This window comes from Sporolactobacillus shoreicorticis (assembly GCF_024125445.1).
Taxonomy (GTDB): Bacteria; Bacillota; Bacilli; order Bacillales; family Sporolactobacillaceae; genus Sporolactobacillus; species Sporolactobacillus shoreicorticis.
In genome coordinates this window covers 54839-72551 of the sequence record NZ_JAMXWM010000022.1, presented here as the reverse complement: position 1 = coordinate 72551, position 17713 = coordinate 54839, and the positions used below count along the sequence as shown (strand labels likewise).

Below are 17713 nucleotides of genomic sequence, written 5' to 3'. Positions count from 1 at the left end.
AGATAAGAAAGTTTAGCATTTGGCCTGTTGATACGACGATAAGGTCATAAGATTCAGTTGGGCGATCAGGTATGCGCTCAATCTGAGAAATAGCCGAAAAAATTCCGTTTAATTTGAAAATGAATGAAAAAATCGCTTAAATAGACGGAGAAATTCCGCTTATCGAATCGAAAAACGTAGAAATGGAAGGTTTTTCTTTAAATAAGCGGAAAAATTACCCTTATTTCCCCGTGAAACAAGCGCTATGATGCATTAACCGGAACATCTCCGCTTATTTTAATTTATGAAATAGAAATGTCTGTTCAGATTGATGATTTAACACGGCATTTGGAGCAAAGGAGCTTTTGCTAAAATACGCATATGTCCTGTATGCAACGCAAAAGCCATCACATCCTGTGAAAGTTATGTCCTGCACGCAACGCGAAAGCTACGGCATCCTGCGGAAATGTGGACTGGCGGGTCCTGCCAAAAAAGGCTCCTGATTGCTCACCGGCTTATGCACGACTATCTATATATATTAATATTTATGAAAACGTTTTTATTATATAATGAAGGAAAATAGATCATTCACGGAGAATGATCCATATAGAGAGGTGAACAGAATGGGACGGCGACGCGAAAAGATTTATAGTGAGTTATCCAAACAATGCGCTCAATTCGATAAAAAGGCGCTTATGGAAACCTCAGGAATCACAGCTTCCGATCTTGCCGAGGTTCTTGGCATCATGCGCAGCAACGTCAGCTCTGAATTGAACGCCCTTGTCCGTGAAAAGCGAGTGATCAAATTTGTCACTCGCCCTGTGCTGTATGTGCCGGCCGAGCTCATACAATCACAGTTTGGTGATGTGATTGGCAACTATGAAGTAAAAGCGGCATCCCTTAAGGAATTACTGGATCAAGAGAACACTCATGATAAAAACGAAGATCCCTTCTCGCATCTTATCGGTGCGGATAAAAGTTTAAAAAACAGTGTGAAGCAGGCGAAGTCGGCAATTGTGTATCCACCTCGAGGATTGCATACACTGATTCTTGGCCCAACAGGCTCCGGAAAAACGCTGTTTGCACATATGATGTATAATTATGCGCAATCCATTGGCCGAATCAATGAGAAAGCACCGTTTGTCGATTTTAACTGTGCGGACTATTACAATAATCCGCAGCTGCTGATCGGGCAGCTGTTCGGTTATATTAAGGGCGCGTTTACCGGTGCGGCACGTGATCAGGACGGACTCGTCGCTAAGGCGGACGGAGGTATTTTGTTTCTTGATGAAATTCATCGGCTGCCTCCGGAAGGACAGGAAATGCTGTTCTATTTTATGGATACCGGCCGCTACAGTAAGCTGGGCGAGACGGGGAACAAGCGAGAGGCTCATGTTCTGATTATCGGGGCGACGACTGCCGATCCGGAATCGGCGCTGCTGCAAACCTTCCTGAGACGAGTACCGGTCATGATCAACATCCCCAATTTCCAAAGCAGAAGTATCAGCGAACAAATTGAGCTGACCAAGTTCCTGCTTTCCAGAGAGGCACACCGCACGAAGCATAAGTTCCATGTCAGCTCTGATGTAATTAAGGCACTGATCGGCAGCGTCACCTTTGGAAATATCGGACAGCTGAAATCAAATGTGCAGCTGATCTGTGCGCAAGGCTTTCTCGACAGCATGCACAACGATTTTGTTCAGCTCGATGCGAAAATGCTGCCGGTGGAAATGCAGGAGGGCCTGCACCGAATCTCGCATCAGCCACAAATCAATCAGCAGCTGAACAAACAGCTTCCGCTTTTCCTCATTGTTACCGGGAGCAAAGATCCGCTCCTTACCGACGTTGATCAGTATGAACCGCCCTTTGATTTGTATAAGATGATTTCGGGGAAATATGATTCGTTGACGCAGGAAGGGTTGTCGGCACATGATGTCCGCAAATTTATAGCCGAGGATATTAAAGATCAGGTTAAGAAATTCTATCAGAAGACGGCTAAAGATGTGTTGACTGCAGCTGTGGATCAGCGAGTTCTGGGACTTTCAAAGGACTTAGAGACAATCTGTACACAGGTGCTTGGTGAACACTTAAGCCGCCAATTTGTGTCCTTATTAACCGTCCATCTTTCTTCGTTTCTCGAACATCCGTTACGTAAGATTGACTGTTCACCCGATGTGAAGCAGACGATGTTTACCTATGCGCAAAAGGATTATGAGGCAGCGGGAAATATTGCCAAATTAATTGATGATCGCCTTCATGTGGAGCTGCCTGAAGTAGAAATTATTTATATTGCTTTTCTGCTTGGATCATTCGTCGAGTTGTCGCAGCAGCGCAATGTCGGCATTGTCGTTGCGGCACACGGTCCCCATACGGCAAGCTCCATGGTCAGCGTAGTCAAAGAGTTGATGGGCGACTATCCGATTGAAGCCGTGGATATGCCGCTTAGTCTGAACTTTGGCGACATCTTTGACAACATCATTCAGGCTGTGCGGTCAGTGGATCAAGGCGCCGGGGTCCTGATGATGGTTGACATGGGCTCGCTTTACTACTTTGAGGAGAAAATTGCGCGTGGCGCGAAGGTGCGCGTCAAAGCGATCGACATGGTGTCCACACCGATGATTCTTGACGCGGTTAAAAACGCCAATTACCTGCACATGGATTTAAATGGGATTGTTGATTCACTCTTTAAGCTGCGCCGAACCGTCGGCATGGAACGACAGGTCGTGAACAGCTTGCGTCAAAAAGCTATTTTGACGATTTGTACGACGGGAAGCGGTATCGCCAAGCGAATTAAAAATATTGTCGGCATGTACATTCGCAACATAACGGATGAGGAGATCAGCGTCATTCCGATTTCTATTGAAGGATTATATGATGTTGCGCAAAAAATGCAGGCCAAATACGATATTGTCGCGAGCATCGGCGCGAAGAACCCCAAGCTTGAAGGCGTGCCTTACATTACCTTGTCTCAATTTGTCGGCGGCGAAGGCCATGAAATACTCCAGTCGATTTTAACGGGCAAGGCGCTGCCGATTAAAAATAATCCGTCACATGTTATTGTCAAAGGTGTCTGTGAAGACAGCTTGCAGGATATGCTGATGTATCTTAATCCAAAACGGGCGGTTGCGGCCATTCTTGAATTTAATGAGGCAGTCGAAAAAACGTTGGATCTTCATTTTAAAAATGCGACGCAGATCCGCATTATCATGCATTTAGCTTTTGCGCTGGAACGCGAGGTTGCCCGCACGCCGTTGAAATATGAAGGCGAGTTGAGCGGTGAAAAAAAACAGTTGTTTCACCAGCTGGAGAAAACGCTGGAAGTGCTCAAATTCAAATTAAATATTCAATTGAGCGAAGGTGAATTTTATTATTTTATTGATATGTTGCTTGATGAACTGGGTAAAAACATATTATTTGCCCGCGTTTCACAAAGCTAGTGTGTTGTTTTGAGAGTCGATCAAAGTGCAGTGTATTATTTTCAACAATCTTATTTATTAGTGAGTTATGAAACTGATTAGTGTTTTGCTTTATGGAATTAGTGTTTTGCTTTTTAGAAGTATAGGATCAAAGCCTTTTGCTAGAGCCGTTACAAGGCTCTTTTTTTTAACACACAAATTTGGCACGTAACTTGCTTATATAAAAGTGTACAGAGAGAAAGGAGGAGAAAAAAGTGGTCGCGATCGTTATTGCTACACATGGAGATCTTTCGGAAGCACTGATGGGAACAGCTAAGATGATCTTCGGAAATATAGACAACGTTGCCGAGGTCACATTTAAGCCCGGTGAAGGAATTGAAAATCTGCTCGACAAATACCAGACAGCCAGTGAAAAGCTGGAGGATGATCACATCCTGTTCCTTGTCGATCTGTTTGGTGGAAGCCCTTACAACGCGGCGAGCCGTTTTGTTGCAAGACAGGAAAACATGGACATTGTAACCGGCGTTAATCTGCCGATGTTTGTGGAAGTTCTCGGTAAACGCCTGGCAGGCGGGACTCTTGAAGAACTCGTGCAAACTGCCAAGCTTGCCGGAGCAGACGGTATTAAATCGTTCAAAGAAGTTTTTTCACATCAGCAAATCGCCAATAGCGCGAAAGAAGACGAGGGAGATGAGTTAGGATGATTATTAAATGGTTACGTATTGACTCACGATTAATTCACGGACAGGTGGCAAACAACTGGGTGAACCATGTTGGTGCCGGAACAATTATTGCAGCAAATGACAGCGCTGCCAAAGATGATTTAAGAAAAACTCTGCTTCTGCAAGTGGCTCCGGGACGAACAAAGTCCTATGTCATGACGATTGATAAAACGGCGCGCTGCTATAAGAATCCGGCCTATGAAAATCTGGATGTACTGCTGGTTGTGGAAACACCTAAAGATGTGCTTCGCCTTATGGATCAAGGAGTAGAAGTTACTCAAGTTAATGTGGGCGGAATTACCTTTAAAGAGGGCATGACGTTAATCTCCGAAGCGGTATCGGTCAGCCCGGAAGATGTTGAAGCGTTTAAAGAGTTAGACAAACGTGGTGTTAAGCTGATCCTTCAGCAATTGCCAAACACAAACGCGTCTGATTTTATGAATCGGCTGAAAAGCAAAAATTTAATATAAAAACAAAATAGAGGGAGGTTTTCATACCATGAATACCATGCAATTTATTTTAGTTATTCTTGTTGCACTTATCTGCGGTATGGCGAGTGTGCTCGATGAGCGTCAGTTCCACCGTCCGCTTGTCGCATGTACGCTTATCGGTCTTGTACTTGGTGATTTGCAAACCGGAATTATTCTTGGTGGTCAACTTGAGTTGATCGCGCTCGGCTGGATGAACGTTGGTGCAGCAATGGCACCTGACTCTGCTCTTGCTTCAACGATCTCAGCAATTATTGTTATTGTTGGTCATCAATCCATCGGTGAAGGTATTGCCATCGCAATTCCGCTTGCTGCCGCCGGTCAGGTACTGACCATTTTCGTTCGTACGATTACGGTGTTTTTCCAGCATCAAGCCGATCACTTTGCGGCCGAGGCGAATTTTCGAGGGGTTGAATGGTGTCATATAGGGGGCTTGCTCCTGCAAGGCCTGCGTGTCGCCATTCCAACAGGAGCCGTTGCTGCAATTGCCGGAACGAGTCTTGTCAGCCAGTGGCTGGATGCCATTCCTACGGTTATCACACACGGCTTGCAGGTTTCCGGCGGATTCATTGTTGTTGTCGGGTATGCGATGGTTATCAACATGATGAAAGCACGTGCGCTGATGCCATTCTTCTTCATCGGTTTCACACTTGCTACATTTATGACCGGTATTAATCTTGTTGGTCTTGGTATCCTTGGTGCATGCGCCGCGGTCATCTATGTTCAGTTGAACCCGGACTTCCATGATTCGATTAAAGCTCCAGCTGCTGCGACCAATGTCGGATCTGATGACGATGATGTATTAGGATAAGGAGGGTGAAGAAAATGACAGAAGTGAAAAAAGTTGAATCGTTAACGAAAAAAGATATCATTAACACGTATTTTCGAAGCACATTTATGTTAGGTTCCTTTAACTTCGAACGTATGCAGGCGATCGGCGTCGCGGTCACAATGATTCCAGCGATCAAACGTTTTTACCATAAAAAAGATGATCAAGCCGCTGCACTGAAGCGTCACCTTGAATTCTTCAACACGACGCCGTGGCCGGCATCAGCAATCTTCGGCGTAACAGCCGCCATGGAACAAAAAAAGGCGGAAAGCGGCGACATCGATGAAGCTGCGATTACTAACGTGAAAATTGGTTTGATGGGACCGCTCGCCGGTATTGGTGACCCGATCTATTGGGGAACGGCTCGCCCGATTCTGGCGGCACTCGGTGCATCACTTGCTATTAGCGGAAGCATTCTCGGACCTTTGCTCTTCTTCTTTGGGATTAACATTATCCGCTTTCTGACGAGATGGTATGGGTTCAAGGTCGGCTATAATCAAGGTACGGACATCGTACAGGATGTGGCCGGCAACCGCTTGAAGAAATTGACACAAATGGCTTCCGTGCTCGGATTGTTCGTCATGGGTTCTCTTGTATCGAAGTGGACCAGTATTAAGATGCCGCTCGTCCTTGTTTCGTACAAACAAGCAGGTAAAGTTGTTGACACAACGATGCAAAGCATTCTCGATTCACTGCTTCCGGGACTTGTTGCCTTGCTTATGACTTTCGCATGTATGTGGCTGCTCAAGCACAAAGTAAATGCGATCTGGATCATCTTCGGTATGTTCGTTGTCGGTATTCTTGGTTACTGGGCAGGAATTTTCGGACTTTAATCAAAGACTCGCGCGTCACGGTGCAAGATTCACGGATCTTTTTTTGTAAATCAGCTAGGAGGGATTTCCATGTTAAACAGTTTAAAAGCATTTTTGCATCCACAAAATAAACCTGAAGGCTACGTGTACAGTTCGGCGAAATGGGTAACGATACTGATGGTAATCGGTATCCTGCTCTACACAATCACCGACGGATGGGGAACATTGGTCGCCTTATCGCTCGCCATCGCTTTACTGATCGGACGATATCTGCTGGCCAAACAAGCCGCAGGAGACTTTCTTGATATGCACCAGGCAAAGAAAGGCTATGCCAAAACAAGAAATAAAGACTATCTGCGATTTATTAAGGCACGCGGAGAACAGATGCTAAATGATAACAAAGTCCTCACGAAAGCTGCCAAAGAGGAAATTCACGATCTTCTGGCCTATGCAGAAAAATATCTCTGATTCCTGCAGCCGGTGACGCTGCTGTAAAACATAAAACAACCGTATCGCTGTTATACCGATACGGTTGTTTTATTATTGAATGAGCTTTGCAATCAGGTTTGAGAGCTGTTCGAGTTCTGCATCATCAAATTCCTGAAAGACTTTGTGTAAATAGGCTCTGCGTATGTCGCTCAATTGACGGTATAAGATGATGCCCTCATCCGTTACGGTCAGTCGGATCACCCGTCGGTCCGTTTCCGAACGTTTGCGTGCAACGTAGCCGCAGCGAATCAGTTTATCAATCACCGTCGTTGCATAACTGGGAGAAACCTCGAATTTCTTGGCAATCTTAGAGGCCGTTTCCCGGTGATGCTTATACAGATAGGAAAGAAACGAAAATTCATGGCCCGTCAGAGGGCTGTCTCGAAGTTCGTTCATCGCGCGTTTGTAGCGTCGGACGAAGATCACAAAATTATTTTCTATACTATGAATCCTAGCTTCTCTGTCCGTGGGCGTCACCTGCTTTTCGTTAATCATTAGCCGGAGATAATTTCGCTTTATGTTTCATTGTCTCGTGCTTTTTCCGCGATGTGGTTGCCCGCCTGATAAAGAAGGAGAGGATCCATGCAGCAACAGTCAGCAATGTCGCGATAATAAATGCATCATTGATCCCCTGAATCGTTGCCAGCTGCTGTACCTTCAGTTCAATCACTTGAAAGATGCTCTGCTGTGCCTGTACCACTGGCAAATGCCCGGTCCCTGCCAGGGCTGCGCCGGAACTCTGCAAGTGATGCATCAGCGGCAGATTGCCTGATGTGATCTGATTTGCATATTCGCCAAAGTGGTACGTGGTCCGATTAGACATAACGGTAACCAGGAATGCAGTACCAAGCGAACCGGCAACCTGTCGCATCGTGTTGGACATCGCAGTTCCATGGCTGTTCAATGTTCTTGGCAGGTCGTTAAGTCCTTCCGTCATAATCGGCATCATCAGCAGAGACATACCGAACATACGCGCTGTATAGATAAACATAATGTGCCCATACGTGGTCGCGTCACTTAAGTGCGCAAATGCCCATGTGGTGATGATGGTTACTGCAAGGCCGACAACGGCAAGCGGACGGGAACCGATCCGATCAAACAATATGCCGGTGATCGGTGACATCACGCCCATCAGTAACGCGCCGGGAAGCAAGAGCAGTCCGGATTGAAGCGGTGTAAATCCGCGGATATTCTGTAAATAAATCGGCAGCAGAATCATCGCGGCAAACATCGCCATTGTCACCAGTATATTAACGATCGTTGTAAATGTAAATATTTTGTATTCAAAAACATGCAGATTGAGCAGCGGGGTTTTCGCCCGCAGCTCGTGCCAGACAAATAAAATCAGTGCGCATGCGCCGATTATGAGTGTGGCGACAACTGCGAAGTCATCCCATCCGTTATTGCCTGCCTCGCTGAAGGCATACAAAATACCGCCAAAGCCGATGGTTGACAGGACAATGCCAAGCGCATCCAGCTTAGGGAAGGACCGTCGACCGACATTTTTCAGATAGGTAACGGCAAGAAGAATATCTAGAATGCCCAAGGGAAGCACAACCCAGAACAAAAGCCGCCATGTAAAATGCTCGACAATATATCCAGAAAGAGTCGGTCCAACTGCAGGCGCGAAAATCATTGCCACACCCATCAGGCCCATGGCGCCGCCACGCTTTTCAGGTGGGAAAATCGTTAAAAATACATTCGTCATCAGTGGCATGATGATACCGGCACCAATGGCCTGGATGATCCGACCGCCCATCAGCATAATAAATGTCGGCGAAACCGCACAAACGAGTGTTCCTAATGAAAACAGAACCATGGCTGAGATGAACAGTTTTCGTGTTGTGAAAGTCTCCATTAAGTAAGCCGTAATCGGGATCAGCACCCCATTGACCAGCATGTACCCGGTGGTAATCCATTGAGCTGTATTTGTGGATATATTTAAATCAGTCATCATTTTCGGCAATGCGACATTCATTAATGTTTGATTCAGCAAGGCCACAAAGGCGCCAAGAATGAGTACAAGAATAATCGAGACATGGTGTCCTGAGTCTGCATTTGCATCAGTCACCGGCTGAATTGCCGGCCGCAGTGTTTGCCTGTCCTCAGATGGGTGCTTCGAATCGCCTTTTCCCGGTTTAAGTGGTTTTAAAACGGCCGTCTCTGCAGTCTGCAGCATGTCGGCTCTGTGGGTACCGGCGTCGATCACCGGCTTTCTTTTTCTGCGTATACGGCGCAGAAAAAGATTAAACAGAACAAGAAAGACAAGTGAACAGCCAATATAAACAGAAAGGAACGATGTCATCAAATCCCTCCTCTCAAATTAGATATGAATCTTCACCGTTACGTTCATTCCGGGAAGCAGTTTATCACCTTTATCACCGTCGAGTGTGATCTTTACAGGAACGACCTGCGTGACTTTCGTATAATTGCCGTTGCTGTTTGAACTTGGAATCAACGAGAACGTCGATGCAGTCGCTGTTCCGATTTGATCGACTTTTCCGGTGAATTTCGTACCTGGGAATGCATCAATCGAGATGTCGACCTTCTGCCCGGCTTTTATATTTTCAATATTTGTTTCATCAATATTCGCGGTAATATAGAGTTCATGAAGATTGTATGCTTGGGCAAGCTGTGTTCCGGCAGCAACAAAGGCGTTCTTTGAACCGGTATTTTGGGCAATTGTCGCCGCTTGCGGCATTTTTACGGCCGTTTTCATAACTTTTCCATCCGCACCTGCTGCTTCCACATTGCCAATCGTGTCGTTGGCATCAAAGCTCTTGCCTTGAACTGCATTCCAGCTGGTCAGTTTTCCAGATACCGGTGCGGCAATGGAAATCGCCTGGCCGCTAACAGCGGCATTATCGGTCTTTACGTAATTGGTTGCCTGATCGTAATAGTAGTAGCCGGCTGCTCCGCCGCCAATTAGAACAATGATCACAATGATATTAATGATGAGCAGACGCGTGAAATTGCTCATGTGCAAAACCCCTTTCCAAACGATTAACTAAATTAATTATTAACCTTATTAACTATTTGCGCGCATTAGCTACATTAACACGTTTATTGGAGAGAATCAATAAAATTGAAAAATATTTTCTGAGTTTAAGAGGATTGAATGCCGTGCATTTCGGATGCATAATGAAACGATTAAATTGTGGAGGCGAATCGGTTCATGACGTTGTCTTTATCCTGCGTGCGCACATTGATCGCTGCTTAAAACGGGAGATTTGCGCCTTTTTTTAAGCAGCGATTGCGGGGTAGTAATACATGATCAGCGTTCATTTTCGTAGGTCAGGGTCAAATCAGGCAGGGTGGGTTCACAAATGCCGCAATCGTAAATTTTAGGTCATGCGGAGGATGGATCATGAATACCCTGATGAAAAATAAGAATTTTACTTTTCTCTTTTTTGGCCGATTAATTGCCAATTGCGGAGATAGTCTCTATTATATTGCCGCGATGTGGCTTGCCTATGATTTGGGAGGCTCCGCTTTCTATTCGGGACTAGCTGGCTTTTTAACACTCTTCCCGGAATGTCTGTCTTTTTTGGCTGGTCCGATTGTGGATCGGACGAGTCCGAAAAAGGTACTCGTCATCTCCTCACTCATTCAAGGGCTTTTGCTCCTGCTCGTTCCTCTATTATACTGGGTTCACCTGCTTACGGTGGTTGGCGTGCTCATGATCATGCCATTAATTGCATTTTTTGATCTTTTTCCCTATCCAGCTGAAAATGCTTTGATTCCCAGATTGGTTGGAAAGGATCAGCTGGTTGTTGCAAACGCTGCAATGACCTTTTCCTATCAGGGAACAGATCTTATTTTCAGTTTATGTGGCGGACTTTTGATCTTGTTTACCGGCGCAGTTCACCTGTATGTCATAAACTCAATCGCATTTTCCCTTGCGGCTGTCTTTTTTTCACTTCTGAGCATTCGTACGACGAATACGAACATTCGACCGAAAACGTCCTCATACCGGACCGATCTTGCGGCGGGGTTTCGATTCGTTTTTCAGCCGCTCATGCTCAGCCTGCTGCTTCCTCTGCTTGCCGTTAACTTTTTTTCTCAGCGCAGTGCTGGCGGTATTGCCTGCATTTTCGAAGCAATTAGGCGGACCGGCAGCATATGGTATGGAACGTTACTGACTTGCTATACATTTGGTTTCTTACTCGGTACGCTTATGTCATCTTTTCTGGAAAAAAAAGTAAGCATGGGGAGAGCGCTGATCTACGGGTATGGATGCCCCGCTGTCATGTGGGGATTTTTCGCATGGACCTCTCTCCATTCACTGATCTTCTGTTGCCTTTTTCTTGTACTCGCCAATATTCCTTTCGGGGCGACAAACATTATGTTCAGCACATTTTTTCAGATGACACCTCCTTCGACTATGATCGGAAGAGTTTCGGCGGTCGTTGATACGCTGATTGCAGCCGCAATGCTTTTAGGTGCCTTGTTTGGCGGAATGATAAGCGCATGGGAGGGAAATGCCGCTCTTTTCCTTTTTCAAGGAGCTGTGTTGTTCATGACGACTGTGCTTTGGCTGAGGAATAAGAAATTGCGCCGGCTGCCACGGCTTGAGCAGCTAAGACCATTGTGATTAGGTCGAAGAAAGCCGGAGAAAATATGCGGAGCAAGCTGGTTAAGGTCTGTCAGGGATCGTGAACATTAGGACTCAATGCACAATTCGACTCGATTCAGTTTAGTTCGCTGGTTGTTGTGAACCATTAACGGTTAATTCAGTGGTTGTGTGTTCTGTACTGTTGAAAGTTTTGCTGCTGAAAGAAGTATTTTGATTTAGCATACAGCCACCCTGAACTAATCTTTTTTCATCTTTGCAATGCCAACCATTTTTATATAAGTTGGCAATACTTGCAATGCACGATTGATAAAACCGGGAATAACTACCGACTTATTTTTCATTAGTTGCCGATAGGCATACTCAGCAACTTGCTCAGCAGACATTGAGCTTTTGGGTAGAGGAGTGCCTTCTCTAGTAAAAAAATTGGTCTTTGTTGCGCCCGGACATAAGGTACAGACGTGTACGCCGTGTTCTTGGGCTTCAAAGCGTACTGCTCTGCTGTAGCTCAAAACAAATGCCTTGCTTGCAAAATATGTAGATGTAAACGGTCCGGGTTGAAATGCTCCTGTTGAAGCTATATTCAAAATACTTCCACGTTGCTTTTTATACATAGTTGGCAAAAACAATTTGCATAATTCTACAAGGCTTAACACATTCAAAATCATCATTTTCTCATCGTCATCGAAACCAATCTGCTCCGTTGGGCCGACTAAACCATATCCGGCATTATTAACGAATATATCAACATCAATGTTTGCAGCTTGCACCTTATTATAAAGCCGTTCGGCCGCTTTTAATTGGGACAAATCCTGCTCAAAAATCGTTACTGTAATAGGGAATTCTTCTTGAAGCTTTTTTTGTGTCCTTTTTAAACGTGCGTCATTTGAAGAAACAATAATAATGTTATAATTATTTGCTGCAAATACTCGTGCAAGCGCGTAGCCAATGCCACTGGTTCCCCCTGTTATGAGAACATTTCCCATAAAAAATCACTCCTCTGTTTAAAGCAAGTATGACTGAAAGAAGTGATTTTGTAATTTACCTGGGTTAATTTTTATCGACTTTTTTTCTTATACGACTCAATGAAGCGGCGTGTACGCCAATGTAGGAAGCGATATATTTCAAAGCAATTCTCTTGTGCAGATGCGGATAATCATTGCAGAAAACAAGGTAGCGTTCTTCTGCGTTCAGCAACATGAGCTTTTTATTTCTGTCCTCTTGTTTACTTACTTCAGCTTGAAATAAGCACCTTATTGAATCACTAATAGATTTATCAGAATTGACAATGCACTGAAGAGATTTGTGGTTCAATTGCAGGCATTTGCAGCTCTCTAAGCATTCGATTGTAAAGGTTGCCGGAGCAGATGTTCTAAAACCTTCTGTTGAAAAGAAATCGTTTTCCGTGCAAAAGCATTTTGTCATGTCATTTCCTTTACGGTCAATGTAATAACCGCGCACAGCGCCCTTGATGATATAGTACAGGTATGACGCAGTATCGCCTTCCCACAGAACTGTATGTCCGATAGGAAAGGATACAATCTGTGCCTCACGGTTTATTATTTCTTCTACATGATGGGTTAATGTAGTTTGCAATTTTCTTTCCAAATAGTCACTCGCCCTCACGATGATCATCTTTCCTAATCTGAATTTTTCGTTATTAATACCTATGTTATCACGTTTTCTTTTTTCTATCATAGCAAAAAGACAGAGGGGATTCTCTTTTATTCGTTCGCTTGTTGAGAATGAGTGACCAGCACACAAAAAACAAGAAAATAGGGAAACATCAAAGGGGCATTTCCTGTAAAATAAGAGACAAAAGACAATGGCTTTACGGGGGGCGCGGCTTGAATAAAATATTAATTGTTGAAGATGATTTGAAGATTGCTGCATTGCTACAAACCTATATGATGAAATACGATCTGAAGGCATGGATTGCGGATGACTTTAACCAAATTAGTGACTTCTTTGATCGAGTGCAACCAGATCTCGTGCTGATGGACATCAATCTGCCAAAATTCGATGGTTATTACTGGTGTCGAAAAATTCGCGAACGTTCGCTTTGTCCAATCATCTTTTTATCAGCGCGGGACGGTGAGTTTGACCAAGTCATGGCTCTGGAAAATGGCGGTGACGATTACATTACAAAGCCTTTTTCCTATCAGGTCGTGATTGCCAAGGTTCGGGCCCAGCTGCGACGTGCTTTCGGGGATTTCGCGTGCAATGACCGAGAGCCGGAATACCGTGCGAACGGACTGATTTTTTACCCGCTTCGTCTGACGATCTGTAAAGAAGATCACAAGGCTGAACTTACGAAGAATGAGACCAAGCTTCTGGAACTGATTTGGCGATCAGCACCAGCTGTAGCAACACGTGACGTACTTCTCGAAGAAATCTGGGATGATTCGACCTTTGTCGATGACAATACACTCAGCGTCACTGTTGCCCGGCTGCGAAAAAAACTTGATTTAATTGGCGCGGCAGGAGCGATCAGGTCAATCAGAGGAAGCGGTTACCGCTGGATGTATCAGGGTGAAGGCTCATGAAGCTTTTTCTGAAAGATCATCTGTCGTACATACTTTTCGTTTTCATGATCGTTTGTTTATCAACCGGAATCTACTGGCTCGATGGTTATCACAACAAGATATTATTCGTCTACGTTCTTTTTCTGACCACACTTCTCCTGACTGTTTTTCTCATTTTCCGTTATGTGACGCATCGCCATTTTTTTGTAAGATTAAGCACGCCGCCGTCCGGAGAGCCTGATTCCGAATTCTACCAAAACGAGGGTAGTGGACTGAGCCGATATGCTGAACAGTATCTCGCCCGCCAATATCGATTCTATCAGAAGCATATTCAGGAGCTTGCCGGGAAAAACCATGACCGCAGCATTTTCATCAATCAGTGGGTACATCAAATGAAAACACCGGTATCGGTGATCGATCTGATTGTTCAAGAAAAAAATGATCCGGAGTTTCGCAGCATTCGAGAAGAAACCGACCGGATCAAAGACGGACTGAAGACGGTGCTTTATACACTCCGTCTGGATCATTTTGAATCTGATTTTGTTGTGGAATCAGTCGCTTTGCGGACGTTGATTCACGATACGGTTAATGACTGTAGGCGGCTCTTCATCCGCAGCAAACTCTATCCGCAAGTGGAGATCGCTGAAGAGGCAATCATTAAGACTGATAAAAAATGGTTTCAGTTCGCGATTGGCCAACTAATCACCAATGCCATTAAATACTCGCCAACGTCCGGAAGCAAAGTCACTATTAAAGCAATCAGCCGCCAGCAAAATCTATACCTAACGATTACAGATCAGGGCATCGGCATTGAATCGTCGGATTTACCGCGCGTTTTCAATCCCTTTTTCACCGGAGAGAACGGGCGTAACTATGGACAATCAACGGGTATGGGGCTCTACTTGGTCAAAGAAATATGCACGCATCTCGGCTATACGATCAAAATTACCTCCACGGTAGGCGCAGGTACAACAGTATGTATTGAAATTCCTCATGAGTCATCTCTTACAAAAATGTAAGCTTTCCGTCATCTACATCAATAGGACAGATTCCGTGATCACGCTAAACTTGCACTAACAGGGAAGGTGATTCGATAGTGTTATTAAAAATAAATCGTTTAAATAAAATCTATAATGGAAAAGTCAATGTCCGGGCAATTTCAAACTTAGATATGGAAGTCGAAAAAGGGGAATTTCTTGGAATCATGGGTCCGTCCGGAAGCGGAAAAACATCACTACTGAACATGATCGCGACCATTGATCCACCGACTTCAGGAAGCATCCGTTTAAACGGGAAAGATCCTTACGCACTGAATTTTGACCAGCTGGCCGCGTTTCGGCGTCAAAAGCTCGGGTTCATCTTTCAGTCCTTTAACTTATTAGACACGTTGACTGTTAAAGAAAATATTTTCCTGCCGTTGACGCTGGACGGTGCGCCACTTTCAGAAATGGACATGAAACTGGAACGGATTGCCGAGAGACTAGGAATCAAGCATATTCTTGAAAAACGAACGTACGAGATTTCAGGCGGTGAGGCGCAGCGAACGGCAATTGCGCGCGCAATCATTCACAATCCGGAACTTTTCTTGGCTGATGAACCAACGGGAAATCTGGATTCGAAAAACAGCGCCGAGGTCATGCAGCTGCTCGAACAATTGAACAGCGAGGAAGAGGCAACGATCCTGTTGGTTACTCATGATCCGCAAGCGGCAAGTTTTTGCAGCCGGGTGGTGTTTATCAAAGACGGTTCGCTCTATAATGAAATCTATCGAGGAGATAGCCGGACGGATTTTTACCAGCGGATTATGGATACTCTGAAACTGCTGGGAGGGGGTCCAAGATGACCTTTTTCCGTTTCGCGATGCTTAATGTTAAACGTAATCCAAAGGTCTATGGACCTTACTTTTTCAGTAGTTTTTTCGCCGTGTCGATGTTTTTTATTTATGCGTTGCTCATTTTTCATCCCGATTTATCCGGACAAATCAACTCAGTGAATGGGAGCATGAGCGAGCTTGCAACGATTGGTTTTCAAATCAGCTAGGTCGTGATCGTCATTTTCTCTGCGTTTGCAGTTTTTTACGCAGTCAGTACTTTTTTAAAGATGAGAAAGTATGAGTTTGGTATTTTATTTATTCAAGGGCTTTCCAGAAAACAAATGGTTCGTCTGATCTTTACGGAAAATGTCTTGACCGGATTCGCGGCCATAATTGCCGGTATCTTCTATGGTTTTGCTTTTTCAAAAGTGATCTTGCTTGTTTGCTCAAATCTGCTGGCGCTCGATCATTCACTCGCTTTTTATCTTCCGTGGAGGCCGATTGCCATCACATTTCTCGTCTTCGGCGTGATGTTTGTGCTGATTAGTCTGCTCACGACACTGACCGTGCGCACGGGTCATGTTCGTACATTGATTGATTCGAAAAGCATGGCGAAAAAGGAACCGCATGCGCATGCAGCGCTCGCTATATTTGCAGGCCTTCTGATTGCGTCCGGATACGGTATCGTTTTAAACATATCAAACAGAATATCCTTTTCTTTTCTTCCGCTTTTCGGAGGCGTTATTCTTGTTGTCAACGGAACCTATTTCTTCTTCAGTCAACTGCTCGTTTACTTGCTCCATATGTTAAAAAAACAGGAAAACCTCTATTTTCATCGAACCAATCTGCTCAGTTTATCCGAACTGATTTTCCGTATGAGCGATAATGTCCGTACGCTTTTCATTATTGCCATTATCTTTGCGACAGCGATGACTGCTGTAGGTACAAGTACGGCAATCGGAAGTTCGGAGCTGACAACTGAGGTGAGCAGTCCCTACGCATTCACGTACATAAGTGATCGGGCAGTTGCCCTTTCGCTCATTGATGGGGCGGAGCAGGAGTTGCGGGCTTCAGGAATTGACCGGTATAAGAAGGCCTATGGGCGGATCTACTATAGCAGGATTATTGATGTTGCCGGCAGTACGGGTGAGCTGATCAGCAATTCAGATTATAATCAATTGCTTGCTTTGCAGGGGAAAAAACCGGTGTATTTGAAGAAGAATGAAAGCGTCCTGCTTCCGTATACAGCGGCTGCGGAAAAGCATTTGAAATCGAGTGAGGGACTGGACACGATCAAGCTGAGAGTGAACAAATCAATCCGCTTGATGAAAGTCAAAAGTGTCGCTGCCTTGAATCGATTTCCGGGGTTAGTAGGCGTCAGCGCGAACAACCCGAACGCATACGTGAGTATTGTTCCCGATGAAGTGACGGATCAACTGGACATTCGGTCAAAAGATAAATTTTACTCAATGAATTATGTCGTTCTGCATACATCTCAATGGAGAGAAACCATTCAGGCATCGAGGAAAATTGAAAACAACTATTATCGATTTACTCACAGTAAAAAATATACAAAAAATGGCTATTATCTTAATTTCGATTCTCTGGCACTGAACTGGCAGCGAACGAAACAGGAAAACGGGTTGCTGCTGCTCTTGACGGTTCTGTGCGGCATTGTTTTTTACACCTTTGCCGCAGGCTTCCTCTATTTGCGCCTTTACAGTGATCAGAAGCGCGACATCAGCCAGTATAAAATGCTGAATAAAATTGGCTTAAAGCAGGTTGAGCTCAAAAAAATTGTCACCAGTCAGCTCGCATTTCTGTTCTTTCTTCCGCTCATTATTGCGATACTGCACAGTGGCGTCGCGTTTATCGCACTTCATAACCTGATTCACTTTTCGATTAGCGGCAGTGTGATTGCCGTCATCGGTTCATTCCTGGTACTTCAAACCATCTACTTTTTTGTCGTCAGACATCACCATTTGCGTTTGTTGAAGCAAGCGATGCAGGCTTAAACGAAGGACAAGTTTAGAGCACAAAAAAAGATGAGCCTGTCTAATAGAGACA

At 44.8% G+C, this 17713-nt stretch carries 17 protein-coding genes; 12 read left to right on the top strand and 5 right to left on the bottom strand.

Annotated features, from left to right (window positions below; all coding sequences use genetic code 11):
• The first annotated feature begins 602 nt into the window (after positions 1-602).
• The 6 genes from NIE88_RS16005 (at position 603) to NIE88_RS15980 (ending at position 6714) form a co-directional block, all read left to right on the top strand.
• Complete coding sequence (locus NIE88_RS16005; protein ID WP_253063641.1) at positions 603-3416, top strand: sigma-54-dependent transcriptional regulator; 2814 nt, start codon at positions 603-605, stop codon at positions 3414-3416.
• Between the two features lie 233 nt (positions 3417-3649).
• Positions 3650-4099, top strand: coding sequence for a PTS sugar transporter subunit IIA (locus tag NIE88_RS16000; protein WP_253063639.1), 450 nt, complete (start codon positions 3650-3652; stop codon positions 4097-4099).
• Positions 4096-4587 carry a PTS sugar transporter subunit IIB gene (locus NIE88_RS15995; RefSeq protein ID WP_253063637.1) on the top strand — a complete coding sequence of 164 codons (492 nt, stop codon included), beginning with the start codon at positions 4096-4098 and terminating at the stop codon, positions 4585-4587. The genes NIE88_RS16000 and NIE88_RS15995 overlap by 4 nt, the downstream gene beginning before the upstream one ends.
• 28 nt (positions 4588-4615) lie before the next feature.
• The gene (locus tag NIE88_RS15990; protein WP_253063635.1) at positions 4616-5416 is read left to right on the top strand and encodes a PTS mannose/fructose/sorbose transporter subunit IIC; all 801 of its coding nucleotides are present in this window, start codon (positions 4616-4618) and stop codon (positions 5414-5416) included.
• 14 nt (positions 5417-5430) lie between these two features.
• Entirely contained in the window at positions 5431-6267 is an 837-nt protein-coding gene (locus NIE88_RS15985) for a PTS system mannose/fructose/sorbose family transporter subunit IID (RefSeq protein ID WP_253063633.1), read from the top strand.
• Positions 6268-6336: 69 nt separating this feature from the next.
• Positions 6337-6714 carry a hypothetical protein gene (locus NIE88_RS15980; protein ID WP_253063631.1) on the top strand — a complete coding sequence of 126 codons (378 nt, stop codon included), beginning with the start codon at positions 6337-6339 and terminating at the stop codon, positions 6712-6714.
• 72 nt (positions 6715-6786) lie between these two features.
• Here the strand turns inward: NIE88_RS15980 and NIE88_RS15975 are convergent, their stop codons facing one another.
• From NIE88_RS15975 to NIE88_RS15965, 3 genes are all read right to left on the bottom strand, one after another.
• Positions 6787-7161 (bottom strand): MarR family winged helix-turn-helix transcriptional regulator, encoded by a 375-nt coding sequence (locus NIE88_RS15975; protein WP_253063629.1) that lies wholly within the window; start codon positions 7159-7161, stop codon positions 6787-6789.
• A gap of 61 nt (positions 7162-7222) precedes the next feature.
• Complete coding sequence (locus NIE88_RS15970; RefSeq protein WP_253063627.1) at positions 7223-9040, bottom strand: DHA2 family efflux MFS transporter permease subunit; 1818 nt, start codon at positions 9038-9040, stop codon at positions 7223-7225.
• A gap of 18 nt (positions 9041-9058) precedes the next feature.
• Positions 9059-9715 carry an HlyD family secretion protein gene (locus tag NIE88_RS15965; protein WP_253063625.1) on the bottom strand — a complete coding sequence of 219 codons (657 nt, stop codon included), beginning with the start codon at positions 9713-9715 and terminating at the stop codon, positions 9059-9061.
• A gap of 387 nt (positions 9716-10102) precedes the next feature.
• Between NIE88_RS15965 and NIE88_RS15960 the strand changes: the two genes are divergently transcribed.
• Complete coding sequence (locus NIE88_RS15960; protein WP_253063623.1) at positions 10103-11329, top strand: MFS transporter; 1227 nt, start codon at positions 10103-10105, stop codon at positions 11327-11329.
• A gap of 218 nt (positions 11330-11547) precedes the next feature.
• Here NIE88_RS15960 and NIE88_RS15955 read toward each other — a convergent pair whose 3' ends face one another.
• Both NIE88_RS15955 and NIE88_RS15950 read right to left on the bottom strand, forming a co-directional pair.
• A complete protein-coding gene (locus NIE88_RS15955; protein ID WP_253063622.1) occupies positions 11548-12294 on the bottom strand; it encodes an SDR family NAD(P)-dependent oxidoreductase in 747 nt (248 codons plus the stop codon).
• A 64-nt stretch (positions 12295-12358) separates the two neighbouring features.
• A complete protein-coding gene (locus NIE88_RS15950; RefSeq protein ID WP_253063621.1) occupies positions 12359-12916 on the bottom strand; it encodes a Crp/Fnr family transcriptional regulator in 558 nt (185 codons plus the stop codon).
• A gap of 239 nt (positions 12917-13155) precedes the next feature.
• Between NIE88_RS15950 and NIE88_RS15945 the strand changes: the two genes are divergently transcribed.
• The 5 genes from NIE88_RS15945 (at position 13156) to NIE88_RS15925 (ending at position 17661) form a co-directional block, all read left to right on the top strand.
• The gene (locus tag NIE88_RS15945; protein WP_253063620.1) at positions 13156-13854 is read left to right on the top strand and encodes a response regulator transcription factor; all 699 of its coding nucleotides are present in this window, start codon (positions 13156-13158) and stop codon (positions 13852-13854) included.
• The gene (locus tag NIE88_RS15940) at positions 13851-14852 is read left to right on the top strand and encodes a sensor histidine kinase (protein WP_253063619.1); all 1002 of its coding nucleotides are present in this window, start codon (positions 13851-13853) and stop codon (positions 14850-14852) included. The genes NIE88_RS15945 and NIE88_RS15940 overlap by 4 nt, the downstream gene beginning before the upstream one ends.
• A 74-nt stretch (positions 14853-14926) precedes the next feature.
• Entirely contained in the window at positions 14927-15676 is a 750-nt protein-coding gene (locus NIE88_RS15935) for an ABC transporter ATP-binding protein (protein WP_253063646.1), read from the top strand.
• Positions 15673-15873, top strand: coding sequence for a hypothetical protein (locus NIE88_RS15930; RefSeq protein ID WP_253063618.1), 201 nt, complete (start codon positions 15673-15675; stop codon positions 15871-15873). The genes NIE88_RS15935 and NIE88_RS15930 overlap by 4 nt, the downstream gene beginning before the upstream one ends.
• Positions 15874-15876: 3 nt before the next feature.
• On the top strand, positions 15877-17661 hold the full coding sequence (locus NIE88_RS15925; protein ID WP_309247048.1) for an ABC transporter permease: 1785 nt from the start codon (positions 15877-15879) through the stop codon (positions 17659-17661).
• Positions 17662-17713 lie beyond the last annotated feature (52 nt).

Bases quoted from the DNA above. Each gene is read 5' to 3' on its own strand.
- NIE88_RS15965 (WP_253063625.1), bottom strand. From the start codon at position 9,715: ATGAGCAATTTCACGCGTCTGCTCATCATTAATATCATTGTGATCATT.
- NIE88_RS15930 (WP_253063618.1), top strand. From the start codon at position 15,673: ATGACCTTTTTCCGTTTCGCGATGCTTAATGTTAAACGTAATCCAAAG.
- NIE88_RS15955 (WP_253063622.1), bottom strand. From the start codon at position 12,294: ATGGGAAATGTTCTCATAACAGGGGGAACCAGTGGCATTGGCTACGCG.
- NIE88_RS15995 (WP_253063637.1), top strand. From the start codon at position 4,096: ATGATTATTAAATGGTTACGTATTGACTCACGATTAATTCACGGACAG.
- NIE88_RS15970 (WP_253063627.1), bottom strand. From the start codon at position 9,040: ATGACATCGTTCCTTTCTGTTTATATTGGCTGTTCACTTGTCTTTCTT.
- NIE88_RS15990 (WP_253063635.1), top strand. From the start codon at position 4,616: ATGAATACCATGCAATTTATTTTAGTTATTCTTGTTGCACTTATCTGC.
- NIE88_RS15960 (WP_253063623.1), top strand. From the start codon at position 10,103: ATGAATACCCTGATGAAAAATAAGAATTTTACTTTTCTCTTTTTTGGC.
- NIE88_RS15980 (WP_253063631.1), top strand. From the start codon at position 6,337: ATGTTAAACAGTTTAAAAGCATTTTTGCATCCACAAAATAAACCTGAA.
- NIE88_RS16005 (WP_253063641.1), top strand. From the start codon at position 603: ATGGGACGGCGACGCGAAAAGATTTATAGTGAGTTATCCAAACAATGC.
- NIE88_RS15985 (WP_253063633.1), top strand. From the start codon at position 5,431: ATGACAGAAGTGAAAAAAGTTGAATCGTTAACGAAAAAAGATATCATT.
- NIE88_RS15940 (WP_253063619.1), top strand. From the start codon at position 13,851: ATGAAGCTTTTTCTGAAAGATCATCTGTCGTACATACTTTTCGTTTTC.